We start from the raw sequence: 13,233 nt of genomic DNA on the forward strand, positions 1-13,233 counted from the left end.
CGAGAACCCGTGACCGGCTCCGTCCCCGCTGTGAACGCGACCACAATGGGTCGCACCAGGACCTAGGAGAACCATCATGGCCAAGTACCTGCTGCTCAAGCACTACCGCGGTGCCCCGGCCGCGGTGAACGACGTTCCCATGGACCGGTGGGCGCCCGAGGAGATCTCGGCCCATGTGCAGTACATGAACGACTTCGCGGCCCGGCTCGAGAAGACCGGCGAGTTCGTCGACGGTCAGGCGCTCGCCCCCGAGGGGACGTGGGTCCGGTACGACGGCGAGGGCCGCCCGCCGGTCACCGACGGCCCGTTCGCCGAGACCAAGGACCTCATCGCCGGCTGGATGGTGATCGACGTCGACAGCTACGAGCGCGCCGTCGAGCTGGCCGGGGAACTGTCGGCCGCCCCCGGCGCGGGCGGTAAGCCGATCCACGAGTGGCTGGAGGTGCGCCCGTTCCTGGCCGCCCCGCCCACCACCTCGGACTGCGCCTTCCATGGATGAGGCTCTGCTTCGGAGCCTTACGCCCAGCGTGCTTGCCATCCTCGTCCGCCGCGGAGCCGACTTCGCGGCGGCCGAGGACGCCGTGCAGGACGCGCTGGTCGAGGCGGTCCGCGTCTGGCCGGCCGACCCTCCGCGGGATGCGAAGGGCTGGCTGGTCACCGTGGCCTGGCGCAAGTTCCTCGACGCGACCCGCGCCGACACCGCCCGCCGCCGGCGCGAGGACCACGTCGACCAGGAGCCGGCCGCCGGTCCCGCGCCCTCGGCGGACGACACGCTCCAGCTCTATTTCCTGTGCGCCCACCCGTCGCTGACGCCGTCGTCCGCGGTCGCGCTCACACTGCGCGCCGTCGGCGGGCTGACCACCCGTCAGATCGCCCAGGCCTACCTGGTACCCGAGGCGACCATGGCGCAGCGCATCAGCCGGGCCAAGCGCACCGTCTCCGGCATACGGTTCGACCGGCCCGGCGACGTCGCCACCGTGCTGCGCGTCCTCTATCTGGTCTTCAACGAGGGCTACTCCGGCGACATCGACCTCGCCGCCGAGGCCATCCGGCTCACCCGGCAGCTCGCGGCCGGAATCGACCACCCCGAGGTGGCGGGGCTGCTCGCCCTCATGCTGCTCCACCACGCCCGGCGCGCCGCCCGGACCGCGCCCGACGGCAGCCTGGTGCCGCTCGCCGAGCAGGACCGCGGCCGATGGGACACCGGGTCGATCGCCGAGGGCGTCGAGATCCTGCAGGCGGCCCTCGCCCGCGACCGGCTCGGCGAGTTCCAGGCCCAGGCCGCCATCGCGGCACTGCACGCCGACGCGCCCACCGCCGAGGAGACCGACTGGGTGCAGATCGTCGAGTGGTACGACGAGCTCGTGCGACTGACCGACAGCCCGGTCGTCCGGCTCAACCGTGCGGTGGCGGTCGGCGAGGCCGACGGACCGCGCGCGGGCCTGGCGGCGCTCGCGGCGCTGGACGATGCCATCCCCCGCCATGCCGCGGTGGCGGCGTACCTCCATGAACGCGACGGCGACCTGGTGACGGCGGCACGGCTTTACGCCGAGGCGGCCCACAAGGCCCCCAGCCTCGCCGAGCGCGACCACCTGACCCGCCAGGCCGCCCGACTCAACGCCCGCCGCCGTCGCTGACGGGGCGCGCTCTTTTCGTTCCGGAGGTGCGGGTCGGCTCAGGCGCGGGCGCAGTCGGGGCACAGACCCCGGTAGGTCATCTCGACGTCGGAGACGGTGAAGCCGAACCGCTCGGAGGCGGGGAGATCGGCCAGCGGGTCGCCGTCGGGGTGGACGTCACGGATGGCGCCGCAGCGCGAACACAGCAGGTGGTGGTGGGGGTGGTGGGCGTTCGGGTCGTAGCGCTTGGCGCGGCCGTCGGTGGCCACCTCGACCACCTCGCCGAGCGAGACGAGCTCACCAAGGGTGTTGTAGACGGTCGCGCGGGAGATCTCCGGCAACCGGTCGGTGGCACGCGCGAGTACCTCGTCCGCGGTGAGGTGGACGTGCTCGCCGTCGAGCACCTCGGCGACAACGCGGCGCTGGGCGGTCATACGCCAGCCGCGTCCGCGCAGCCGTTCCAGGAGGTCGCTCATGCCCATCAGCCTAACTGTGCATCGTCCGACGAATGAATTCGTATGGGTTTGGTCATCGTATTGACTTAGATTTAGTCCATCGTAGGATCGGTTCCGGCGACAGCCAAGGGACAGGACACAACCGCAGGGACAGCACTTGACGGTTCACCAGACGGGTCTGCTCACCACAGCACCCGGTCGCACCGGTCGCGGACAGCCACTGCGGCGAGCAGACGAGCGTCGGCGGCCCGATCGCATGGTCCACGCATGCGGCGCCGTCGCCCGGACGGTGACCAGTACGGCGTCGAGGCGATCACCTCCGGGGCACGCGGTGGCGTAGGACGCCCGCTCGTCACGCACCCCTCAGGGCCGTGTCACCACCACATGTGTCGGTCGAGTGGCGTCTTCGCCCCCAATTCCTGTTCCACCGCCCCCAGATCCTGAGCACCGTGATCCGCCCATTTCGGAGGGATTTCCTTGTCTGAGAACCAAGACGCAAACGCCGTAGACGCGAAGGTGGAGGGCGGAGGTGGCTGCCCGGTCGTGCACGGTCGCGCCCCGCACCCGACCCAGGGCGGCGGAAACCGCCAGTGGTGGCCGGAGCGGCTCAACCTGAAGATCCTTGCCAAGGACCCGGTCGTCGCGAACCCGCTCGGTGCGGACTTCGACTACGCCGAGGCGTTCAAGAACCTCGACCTCGCCGCCGTGAAACAGGACATCGCCGAGGTCCTGACCAGCTCGCAGGACTGGTGGCCCGCCGACTTCGGCAACTACGGCCCGCTGATGATCCGTATGGCCTGGCACAGCGCCGGCACCTACCGCATCAGCGACGGTCGCGGCGGTGGCGGCCGCGGTCAGCAGCGCTTCGCGCCGCTGAACAGCTGGCCGGACAACGGCAACCTCGACAAGGCCCGCCGCCTGCTGTGGCCGGTCAAGAAGAAGTACGGCCAGTCCATCTCCTGGGCCGACCTCATGATCCTCACGGGCAATGTCGCGCTGGAGACGATGGGCTTCGAGACCTTCGGCTTCGGCGGCGGCCGCGCCGACGTCTGGGAGGCCGACGAGGACGTGTACTGGGGTCCCGAGACCACCTGGCTCGACGACCAGCGCTACACCGGCGACCGTGACCTGGAGAACCCGCTCGGCGCCGTCCAGATGGGCCTCATCTACGTCAACCCGGAGGGCCCCAACGGCAACCCGGACCCGATCGCCGCGGCCCGCGACATCCGCGAGACGTTCCGCCGCATGGCGATGAACGACGAGGAGACCGTCGCCCTCATCGCCGGTGGTCACACCTTCGGCAAGACCCACGGCGCCGGCCCGGCCGACGCGGTCGGCAACGACCCCGAGGCCGCCTCCATCGAGGAGCAGGGCCTGGGCTGGAAGTCCACCCACGGCACCGGCAAGGGCGGCGACGCCATCACCTCCGGTCTAGAGGTCACCTGGACCACCAAGCCCACCCAGTGGAGCAACGACTTCTTCGACATCCTCTTCGGCTACGAGTGGGAGCTGACCCAGAGCCCCGCCGGCGCCAACCAGTGGGTGGCCAAGGACGCCGAGGCGATCATCCCCGACGCGCACGACTCGTCGAAGAAGCGTCTGCCCACGATGCTCACCACCGACCTCTCGCTGCGCTTCGACCCGGTCTACGGTGAGATCTCGCGCCGCTTCCATGAGAACCCGGCCGAGTTCGCGGACGCCTTCGCCCGCGCCTGGTACAAGCTGACCCACCGTGACCTTGGTCCGAAGTCCCTGTACCTCGGCCCGGAGGTCCCGGAGGAGACGCTGCTGTGGCAGGACCCGCTGCCGCAGGCCGAGGGCGAGGCCATCGACGCCGCGGACGTCGCGGCCCTGAAGGCCAAGCTCCTCGACTCGGAGCTGTCCGTATCGCAGCTCGTCTCCACCGCGTGGGCGTCGGCCTCGACGTTCCGCGGCAGCGACAAGCGCGGTGGCGCCAACGGCGCCCGCATCCGCCTGCAGCCGCAGGCCGGCTGGGAGGTCAACGAGCCCGACGAGCTCGCCCAGGTGCTGCGCGTCCTTGAGGGCATCCAGTCGGCGTTCAACACCGGCGCGAAGAAGGTCTCCCTGGCCGACCTGATCGTCCTCGGCGGTACCGCCGCTGTGGAGAAGGCCGCCAAGGACGCCGGCGTCGACGTCGAGGTGCCCTTCACGCCGGGCCGTGTGGACGCCACGCAGGAGCACACCGACGCGGAGTCCTTCGCCGCGCTGGAGCCCGCCGCCGACGGCTTCCGCAACTACCTGGGCAAGGGCAACCGCCTGCCGGCCGAGTACCTGCTGCTCGACAGGGCGAACCTGCTCACCCTGACCGCCCCCGAGCTGACCGTCCTCGTCGGTGGTCTGCGCGTCCTGGGCACCAACTACCAGGACACCGCGTACGGCGTCTTCACCGAGACCCCGGGCAAGCTGACCAACGACTTCTTCGTCAACCTGCTCGACCTGGGTACGACGTGGAAGTCGACGTCCGAGGACCAGACCACTTTCGAGGGCCGCGACGCCTCGGGCCAGGTTAAGTGGACCGGCACCCGTGCCGACCTCGTCTTCGGATCGAACTCCGAGCTGCGGGCGCTCGCGGAGGTCTACGCGAGCGATGACGCGAAGGAGAAGTTCGTGAACGACTTCGTCGCGGCGTGGGACAAGGTGATGAACCTGGACCGGTTCGACCTGGTCTGATGATGTCGTCCAGGTCGGCCCTGCCCGGCCGACCTGGACGACATCCGCTCGGACCGTGATCCTCTCGGCGCCATCCGCCTCCGGCGGGACTCGAGAGGGCCACGGTCGAGCAAGGGGCCGTCGACGCCCAGATCTTCGTCATCGACGTGGCGGGCGGCGACGGCCTTCCGCGTTTCGAACCGCGGTGGCTGCACCCGCGCGGGAACGTGGCGCGGGTGTGCGTCATCGGAGCCATGAGCGCCCCGCCCGGCGGCGACCGGCTGCGCATGGAAGCCACCGCGCAGCAGGGCACGGCGCTGCACATCATCTCCGCCGCCGCGACCCTCGCCGTGCGGGGCCTGACCCCAGAGCCCGCCACCTACGACGTGCAACTGACCGTGGCGGAGGACGCACAGCTCCACTGGCGCCCCGAGCCGTCGACCTGCGCGGCCGACAGCGACCTGCGCCAGCCCCGGACCATCGACCTCGCCCGCACCGCACGGCTCGTACTGCGCGAGGAACAGATCCTCGGACGCACAGGCGAATCGCCGGGCCGTGTGACCACTCGCCTCACCGTCCGACGCGGCGGGTACACGCTGCTGGACCAACAGGCCGCCTACGGACCGGGCGCACCCGGCCGGGAGGGCCCGGCCGTCCTCGCCGGTCACCGCGTGACGGGACAACTCCTCGTCGTCGACCCGGCTTTCGAGAAGAAGCCCCCGGGAGTACGCCTGCTCGGCGGCGCCGCGAACGACGGCTTCCTGAGTGCGCCCCCCGCGCGCGGGCGTACTCCCACAGAACTCGAATGGGGCAGCGCAGGCTGGAATCGGCTTGGGCAGGATCCCGGGCGGTGATCTTTCCCTGCCCGGCATGCCGGTAAGAGCCGCGCCGCAGTGGCGCGCGCCCTGCGGTGGTCCTGCCACCCATGCCGTAGCCGGGCCGCGGATTCCATTGAACTGATTGACGAGTAAGGGGTTGTGCCGTGGCTTTGACGATTGCGAACATCTCGGCCGAGCTGGAGGCCGCGAACAAGGTCGGTGATCCGGCCGCCGACGCGCTGGTGTCCGACCTGATCGACAACCGAGAGGTCGACGGCGTCAACGATCTGTTCCGCACCATCAACAAGCTGGGGCCCGGCCAGGACCTCTCCCAGTTGCCCGAGCGCCTCGCCCAGTTCTTGCGGGAGGCGGAGGCCGCGCCGCCGGGCTGGAGCGAGGCGGACGTCAAGGCGGCGGAGAGCTTCTTCGGCCACCATCACGGGGAAGCGTCCATGCTCCAGGGCACCGTCGGCCTCATCGGCACCTACCTCTCGCCCACCGGCGCCTTCACCCTGCGCTCCACGGGCCGGCTCGGCGGCGTGGAGGGCCCGGGCCGGCGGCTGTCGCAGTCCTCGCGTCTGTTCCTCGACATGGGCAAGGACAACGCCATGCGCGACGGCAGCCTCGCCGCCACCGTGACCAAGGTCCGTATGGTCCATGCCTCGGTGCGGCAGCTGCACAAGAAGAGCGGCGAGTGGGACTACGCCAAGTGGGGCGAGCCCGTCTCCCAGAAGTACACCACCGGCGCCGCCTGCGTCTTCAGCACCCAGATCCTCCAGGGCATGGCGAACCTGGGCCTGCACGTCTCCAAGGACGACGCGCACGGGTTCATGTGCGCCTGGCACTACGTCAACCACTACCTCGGCACCCCGGAGAAGTGGCTGCTGCCCAAGGACGCGGCTGAGGTCGAGCGTCTCTGGAACCAGGTGCGGGACGAGGAGTGGAAGAAGACCGACGATGGTGTGTTCATGACGGCGCAGGCCATCAAGTTCTACCGGGAGCTCGTCGGGCCGGGGGCCAGTGACGCGTACATCGCTCTGACCCGCGTGGCGCTCACCGACAAGTACGCCGACATGGCCGGCATCCCGAAGAGCCCCCTCGACATCGCGGGCAAGCCCCTCGCCGCCGGCCACGGTCTCCTCAGCAGCACGGCCGGCGGGCTGTTCGGCGAGACCGCGAAGCAGACCGTCGGAGTCAATCCCTACAAGGACATCCTCGGAGTCGCTTCCAAGGCGTTCAACCAAGTCGAGAGGTACGCCCTCACCCACGACAAGGACGATCAGCCCCAGATGCACCAGGAACTGCACGACAACCGCTGACCGAGCGGTAGGACCCGACGTGGGGGACTCCTCGGAACGAGGTCTCCCTCGCGTCGTCCGGCCACCCCAGCAGAACGGGGGTGACGCAGGTCACAGGGCTTCGTGTCACAACTCGCTGAGCTGCTCCGTCAAAGGTGTGTAACCGCCAGACAACGGCAATGGAGCGCATCATGGAAGCACGCCTGAACCCCTTCACCAACCCGGTCCTGGGCAAGGTCTTCAAGCACATCATCGCGGCGGGGAAGGTGCTCGAGGAGTCGACCTTGCCGGCCTCGACGCAGGAACTGGTGAAGCTCCGCGCCAGCCAGATCAATGGCTGCGGCTTCTGCACCGACATGCACTTCAAGGACGCCGTGCACGCCGGGGAGTCGGCGGAGCGCCTCAACCTGGTCGCCGCTTGGCGGGAGGCCAAGGTGTTCACCGAGGCCGAGCGCGCGGCGCTGGAGCTGGCGGAGGAGGCCACTCGCATCGCCGATGCGGCCGGCGGTGTCCCGGACGAGGTCTGGGAGAACGCCGCCAAGCACTACGACGAGGATCAGCTCGGCGCCCTGGTGGGTGTCATCACCGTCATCAACGCCTTCAACCGCGGGAATGTCATGCTCCAGATGCCCGCCGGTGACTACCAGCCCGGCCAGTTCGGGTAACCGGGAGCGCGACGCCTGAGGCGACCGGGTCCGCTCCGGACCCGGTCCTCATCACAGAGGGGCATGGCTCTCCACCCTCCGTGCTCCGTACTCCCGGCCGATCCTGCCGACGGCATCGCGCGGCTGTTTGCGATGTGTGTTCACTCATCGGCGCTGAGTAAGTCTTCCGCCGACTGTGACGGGGCCAACAGCGGGGTGACGTCGCCTGTGCGCATGCTCTTCGGGGGAGTAGTGAGAGAGCGAGCGAGAACGGCCGATGTCCATACCCCGCAAGTCCATACCCCCCTTGACCGCCGGTGCACTGGCCGCCGCCATGGTGGTGGTGACGGGCTGTGGCGTCGGTGGCGCCGCAGCCTCCCAGCCCGACGGCGCCAAGGGCATGAACCCCTCCGTCCCGGCGCTGCCCGCGAGCTTCACGCAGCAGAAGGTCCAGTGGACGAGCTGTGGCACGGACGTCACCCCCGAGGCCGTGCCCGGCGCGCAGTGCGGCTGGGTGAAGGTCCCTGTCGACTACTCCGCCCCGGACGGGAAGACCGTCAAACTGCGGGTGTCGCGGGTGCCGGCCAGAGACCACGGTCGTCGACTGGGGTCGCTGCTCTTCAACCCCGGCGGGCCCGGCGCCGGCGGTGCGGCCGACGTGGCCAACGGAAACTGGCAGGCCGGCGGAGAGGCTCGGGCCCGCTACGACCTGGTCGGCTTCGACCCACGAGGCACAGCAGGTTCCGGTCAGATCAAGTGTCCCGACGGTGTGGCGCAGGAGCCCGAGAACCCGCCGCGTACCGAAGCGGGGGCCGAGAAGGCGTTCGCCGACGCGGCCAGGCGTGCCAGAGCCTGCCAAAAGGCGAGCGGCCCGGTTTTCGCGCACATGGACAGCGTGAGCGTCGCGCGCGACCTGGATGTGCTGCGTACGGTCCTCGGGGACGCCAAGTTGAACTACACCGGCATCTCCTACGGCACCTTCATCGGCCAGCAGTACATGAAGCTGTTTCCCGACAAGGTGGGCCGCATGGTGCTCGACGGTGTCGTCAACCCCGCGGCCGACATGCGCCAGGTCACCCGGCTCGACGTCAAGACCTCCGAGGACGCGATGCGCCGATACGCCCAGGACCTCGTCGCGCGCGGGGATCACCGTCTGGGAGCCACGGCCGAGGAGATTCTGCGGAGGCTCACCGGGCTCGCCAAGAAGCTCGAGCGGGAGCCGCTGCGGGGGGCCGACGGTGAGCGGTTCACCGACGCCACCCTGTCCTCGTATCTGGGGATGGCCGTGACGGCCGAAGAGAGCTGGAAGCGACTGACCGAGGCGCTGGTGGCCGCCCTGCGCGGGGACGGGACCGCCTTCGAGCGCTTTGACGCCGCAACGGCCGGAGAGAGCGGTGGCGAGAGGCCGACGTCGCAGGAGGAGCAGACCGAGGAAAACGTGTCCGCGAGCCTGCCGGCGGTGCTGTGCCTGGACTCCCCGTCCGCGCCGAAGTCCCCCAAGGAGATGCTCAACACCGCCGAGGCGTTCGCCAGGCAGTCGCCGCTCTTCGGGCGTTCCTACGCCTGGCAGATGATCGACTGTGCGACATGGCCGATCGCCCCCACCGGCGTGGCCGAGCCGGTCAACGCGACCGGGGCGGCACCGGTGCTGCTGGTGTCGTACACCGACGATCCGCAGACTCCGCTGGCGAACGCGCGGGCGGTGCACCGGCAGTTGGCGAACAGCTCGCTCCTCGTACGCAAGGGCCAGGGGCACGGGGCGTACGCCGCGGAGAATCCGTCCACGTGCACCGACCGTGCCGTCGACAGGTATCTGGTCGAGGGAAGGCTGCCGGACAAGGTCGCCACCTGCCCGCGCTGACCTGTGGCGGCAGCCGCAAGGAGTGTGGAGATCCACGACAGGTGGGCAGCCCGGTCGCTGACGCGCAAACGCCATGCGGTCACCGTTGAGGCGACCGCATGGCGAGCGTTCGGCGCGGACTTGTGTGCTCTACGCGTGGCTCTACGGGTCTCCTTCGCCAGGCCCGGATTTCCTCCGTGCTCCCAGAGGTCGGCAGCCGCTAGTCCGCCGCCCCCGGGGCCGTCCGCAGCGGCACCTCGCGGATCAGCCAGGCGGCCGCGAAGGTGACGGCACACAGCGCGGCCGTGCCGATCATGACGCCGTGCAGTCCGCCGGTGACCGCGGCACGGAAGGAGTCCCGCACCGCGTCGGGCAGCCCGCGCAGCACCGCGGGGGTCATTTCGTGGCCGCCGGCGAGCCGCTCTCCGTCCCGGCCGAGCCGGTCCGTGAGGGCGGCGGCCATGCGGCCGGTGTAGACGGAGCCGAGCACGGCGACGCCGAGCGAGCCACCGATGGTCCGCAGCAGCGTGGTGGTGCCGCTGGCTGCGCCCATGTCGCGGGGCTCCGCGCTGTTCATGGTGATGAGCATCGCGGGCTGCATCAGACAGCCGAGGCCCAGGCCGAGGACGAGCGTCAACGCGGAGGCCACCGCCGTGGCGGTGTCCGCGCCGACCATGAGCAGTGCCAGGGCGCCCGCCGTGGCGACCGCGCCGCCCGCGATGGGGTACCCGCGGTACCCGCCGCCGTTGCCCACCGCCCGCCCGATGAACAGCTGCGCGCCCATCATGCCGAGCATCAGCGGGAGCAGCAGCAGCCCGCTTTCCGTCGACGACATGCCCCGTACGAACTGCATGTACTGCGGCAGATAGCTCGCCGCGGCCAGCATCGCCGCGCCCACCAGGAAGCTCAGCACCTGGGCGAGCGTGAAGTTGCGGTCGCGGAACAGGCGCGGCGGGATGATGGGTTCGGGTGCTCGTCGCTCCACGCGGACGAACCAGCCGAGGGCGGCCACCGAGAGTGCGGCGAGCCCCGCGATCTGCGGTGAGACCCAGTCGTACGTCGTGCCGGCCCAGGTCCCGATCAGGGTGAGCGCCAGAACGCCCGCCGTGAGGAGTGCGGCGCCCAGGTAGTCGATGCGGGCCGGGCCGCGCTCGCCGCGCAGTCGGATGCAGAGCCCGACGATCAGGAGTGCGGCGGCGCCGACGGGCACGTTGACGTAGAAGACCCAGCGCCAGTCCAGCTGGTCGGTGAGGAAGCCGCCGAGCAGCGGGCCGCCGATCATGGCGGCCGGCAGCAGTACGCCGATCATCGACTGGGAGCGCCCCGCCTGCGCGGGCGGCAGGAGCGTCCCGAGGAGGGAGAGCGCACCCACGAAGAGGCCGCCCGCGCCGAGCCCCTGGAGTGCGCGGAAGGCGATCAACTGCCCCGTGTCCTGGGCGAGTCCGCAGAGCGCCGAGCCGACGAGGAAGACCCCGATCGAGGCCAGATAGCTGCCCTTGCGGCCGTAGAGGTCGCCGACCTTTCCCCAGATCGGGGTGGAGACGGCGGTGGTGAGCAGATAGGCCGTCACCACCCAGGAGAAGTGGTCCAGGCCGCCCAGGTCGCCGACGATCGTCGGCAGGGCGGTGCCGACGATCGTGCCGTCGAGTGTCGCCAGGATGATGCCGAGCAGCAGTCCCAGGACGGCGAGACGCGAGGGTGGTGCAGTGGCCGGCGCCGCGGCCGGCGGTTGGTCGCCGCCGGGCTCCGCGATCTCGGGCGCGGCTTCTTCCATACGCTGATTACGCTGATTCATCACTTCCCCCACCGCTATGTGACGCCGCATCAGGCGGCGTACGGACGGGCGTTCCTGGCGTCCCGCAGTGCCTGGCCCCACCAGGCGAGCTGGTCGAGCATCGTCTTGGCCGCGGCGTCGCTCTGCGCGTCCTTCATCGCGTACTCCTCGTCGAACAGGCCCCAGGCGTTGTGCAGGCTGACCGTGTTGCGGATGGTGGTCGCATGCAACTCGGCCATGACGAGCCGGAGTTGCTCGACCGCGCGCAGGCCGCCCGAGATGCCGCCGTAGGAGACGAAGCCGATGGGCTTGGCGTGCCACTGCTCGTTGTGCCAGTCGATGGCGTTCTTCAGGGATGCCGGGAAGCTGTGGTTGTACTCCGGAGTGACGAACACGAACGCGTCGGCGGCCGCCAGGCGCGGTGAGACCTCGGCGAGGGCCTCTTCGGTGCCGGGCGCGGGCGGCTGACCGAAGGCCGGGAAGACGGTGGGCAGCGGGGTCTCCGCCAGGTCGACGACGTCGACGCTCATGTCGTCGCGCTGGTCGACGTGGCTCTTGATCCACCGTGTGACGACGGGTGCGAAGCGGCCCTCCCGGGTGCTGCCGACGACGACCGCTACGCGGAGCTGCTGCGGCTGCTCGCTCATGGGAAATCCCCCTGATGTGTACGACGTATTGGGATGCGTACAACGTACACGTCGCTGTGTACGACGTCTACTGGCGATACGCTGTACACGATCGGCCGGCCGGAGAGGAACCCACGCGTGGCAGCCCAGAAGAAGAGCAAGGATGCGGATTCGCCCGTGCTGTGGGAGCGCCTGGAGCGCCCCGCCGCCGCGCCCCGCGCCTCACTGACGCCGCAGAAGATCGCCGCCGTGGCCGTGCGGGTCGCCGACGCCGAGGGCTTCGCCGCCGTCACCATGCGCCGCCTCGCCACCGAACTGGGCGTCGCACCCATGGCCGCGTACCGCCATGTCTCCGGCAAGGACGACCTGTGGGCGCTGATGGTCGACCAGGTCACGGCCGAAGTCGCCGTCCCCGACGAGGTGACCGGCTGGCGCGACAGCCTGCGCGCCTACGCACTGGCCAACCGCGCCATGATGCTGCGGCATCCCTGGCTGGCCCAGCTGCCCACACCGCACTTCGTGCTGACGCCGAACCGGATGGCGGCAGCCGAACGCCAGCTTGCCGCGCTCGACGGCCACGGCATGGACACCGACACGATGATGGCCGCCTTCCGCGCGGTCAACGCCTATGTGCACGGCGCTGCGCAGTCCGAGGTGGCGCTGCGCCAGTACATGGAGGACAACGGCTGGGCCAGCGGCGACGAAACACGCCGCGCGCTCGCACCCCAGATGACCTATCTGATGGAGACCGGCCGCTACCCGACCTACCGGCGCTACGCCCTCGGGGCCGGGCGCAAGGACGACGCGGCTTGGCAGTTCGAGACGGGGCTCGACTACGTGCTGGACGGCATCGCGGTCAGGATCGACGGCTAGGCCGATTCGTTCGGCTCACGGGGAACGTCCGCCTGCGGGAACGCGCGGACGGGCCTCACACCGCTCACAGTCGGTCCTTCGGGCGCTCACGCAGGGAGGTGTAGTCATGGTGCGGGAAGAGGCGGGGAAACAAGCCGACCATGGCCTTCATGTCGACTGCGGTGTGATGGAACGACTGCGGCAAGGACACCCGTACCGGAGTGCGGATGACTGTCGATCCGCCGCAACTGGCCGAGGAATTGCCGTTCCCCGGCCGAGTCGTCATCCCAGGCGAGGGGCGGGGCCGGTTCAGAGATCGCGCGCTAGCAGTGGGGAATGCTCGGCACGCTGCGCTGGTGAGAGGCCGTTCAGCCCCTCGGCAGCGCTCTCGACGGCGATCGCGTCCCGGTGAACGGTGACGGCCGAACAACTTCGGAGTTCCGCCACAACCTGAGCGAGAACCTGTTCGTACCGGTTGGGGGACATCAGTCCCTCGGGGCCGTCCATGTCTGCTCCTCCGTAACGGACTTCACCTTGCAGACATCTTCCTTCTGGCCCGTCGGTGATCCAAACGAAGCAGCCTGCGTTTGGGCGCCCCGCGCCTCCCGTCACGTCGGTGTATCCGGCAGGAGCAGCGGTT

Annotated in this window: 12 protein-coding genes; 8 read left to right on the plus strand and 4 right to left on the minus strand. The window is 69.9% G+C overall.

What is annotated here, in order from left to right; translation table 11 throughout:
- Positions 1-76: 76 nt before the first annotated feature.
- The gene (locus FCH28_RS07120) at positions 77-499 is read left to right on the plus strand and encodes a YciI family protein (RefSeq protein ID WP_136738823.1); all 423 of its coding nucleotides are present in this window, start codon (positions 77-79) and stop codon (positions 497-499) included.
- A complete protein-coding gene (locus FCH28_RS07125; protein ID WP_136738824.1) occupies positions 492-1,637 on the plus strand; it encodes an RNA polymerase sigma factor in 1,146 nt (381 codons plus the stop codon). The genes FCH28_RS07120 and FCH28_RS07125 overlap by 8 nt, the downstream gene beginning before the upstream one ends.
- Before the next feature lie 38 nt (positions 1,638-1,675).
- On the opposite strand, the gene FCH28_RS07130 is transcribed toward FCH28_RS07125, so the two are convergent.
- Positions 1,676-2,092, minus strand: a complete 417-nt coding sequence (locus FCH28_RS07130; RefSeq protein WP_136738825.1) for a Fur family transcriptional regulator — start codon at positions 2,090-2,092, stop codon at positions 1,676-1,678.
- Between the two features lie 456 nt (positions 2,093-2,548).
- On the opposite strand from FCH28_RS07130, the gene katG reads away from it, so the two are divergent.
- The 5 genes from katG to FCH28_RS07155 all read left to right on the plus strand — a co-directional run bounded on the left by katG (position 2,549) and on the right by FCH28_RS07155 (position 9,362).
- Positions 2,549-4,762, plus strand: a complete 2,214-nt coding sequence (katG, locus tag FCH28_RS07135; RefSeq protein ID WP_136738826.1) for a catalase/peroxidase HPI — start codon at positions 2,549-2,551, stop codon at positions 4,760-4,762.
- A gap of 233 nt (positions 4,763-4,995) precedes the next feature.
- A complete protein-coding gene (locus tag FCH28_RS07140) occupies positions 4,996-5,595 on the plus strand; it encodes an urease accessory protein UreD (protein ID WP_136738827.1) in 600 nt (199 codons plus the stop codon).
- A 128-nt stretch (positions 5,596-5,723) separates the two neighbouring features.
- The gene (locus FCH28_RS07145) at positions 5,724-6,878 is read left to right on the plus strand and encodes an oxygenase MpaB family protein (protein ID WP_246102489.1); all 1,155 of its coding nucleotides are present in this window, start codon (positions 5,724-5,726) and stop codon (positions 6,876-6,878) included.
- A 170-nt stretch (positions 6,879-7,048) separates the two neighbouring features.
- The gene (locus FCH28_RS07150) at positions 7,049-7,522 is read left to right on the plus strand and encodes a carboxymuconolactone decarboxylase family protein (RefSeq protein ID WP_136738828.1); all 474 of its coding nucleotides are present in this window, start codon (positions 7,049-7,051) and stop codon (positions 7,520-7,522) included.
- Between the two features lie 256 nt (positions 7,523-7,778).
- Positions 7,779-9,362: an alpha/beta hydrolase gene (locus FCH28_RS07155; RefSeq protein ID WP_136738829.1), complete on the plus strand. Its 1,584-nt coding sequence runs from the start codon at positions 7,779-7,781 to the stop codon at positions 9,360-9,362.
- A 199-nt stretch (positions 9,363-9,561) separates the two neighbouring features.
- Here the strand turns inward: FCH28_RS07155 and FCH28_RS07160 are convergent, their stop codons facing one another.
- Positions 9,562-11,115, minus strand: a complete 1,554-nt coding sequence (locus FCH28_RS07160; protein WP_136738830.1) for a DHA2 family efflux MFS transporter permease subunit — start codon at positions 11,113-11,115, stop codon at positions 9,562-9,564.
- A gap of 50 nt (positions 11,116-11,165) precedes the next feature.
- On the minus strand, positions 11,166-11,762 hold the full coding sequence (locus tag FCH28_RS07165; protein ID WP_136738831.1) for an NADPH-dependent FMN reductase: 597 nt from the start codon (positions 11,760-11,762) through the stop codon (positions 11,166-11,168).
- A 117-nt stretch (positions 11,763-11,879) separates the two neighbouring features.
- Between FCH28_RS07165 and FCH28_RS07170 the strand changes: the two genes are divergently transcribed.
- Positions 11,880-12,614, plus strand: coding sequence for a TetR/AcrR family transcriptional regulator (locus tag FCH28_RS07170; protein WP_246102491.1), 735 nt, complete (start codon positions 11,880-11,882; stop codon positions 12,612-12,614).
- Between the two features lie 288 nt (positions 12,615-12,902).
- On the opposite strand, the gene FCH28_RS07175 is transcribed toward FCH28_RS07170, so the two are convergent.
- On the minus strand, positions 12,903-13,100 hold the full coding sequence (locus FCH28_RS07175) for a hypothetical protein (RefSeq protein ID WP_136738833.1): 198 nt from the start codon (positions 13,098-13,100) through the stop codon (positions 12,903-12,905).
- Positions 13,101-13,233: the final 133 nt, after the last annotated feature.

Source organism: Streptomyces piniterrae (genome assembly GCF_005048155.1).
In the GTDB taxonomy this organism is placed as follows: Bacteria; Actinomycetota; Actinomycetes; order Streptomycetales; family Streptomycetaceae; genus Streptomyces; species Streptomyces piniterrae.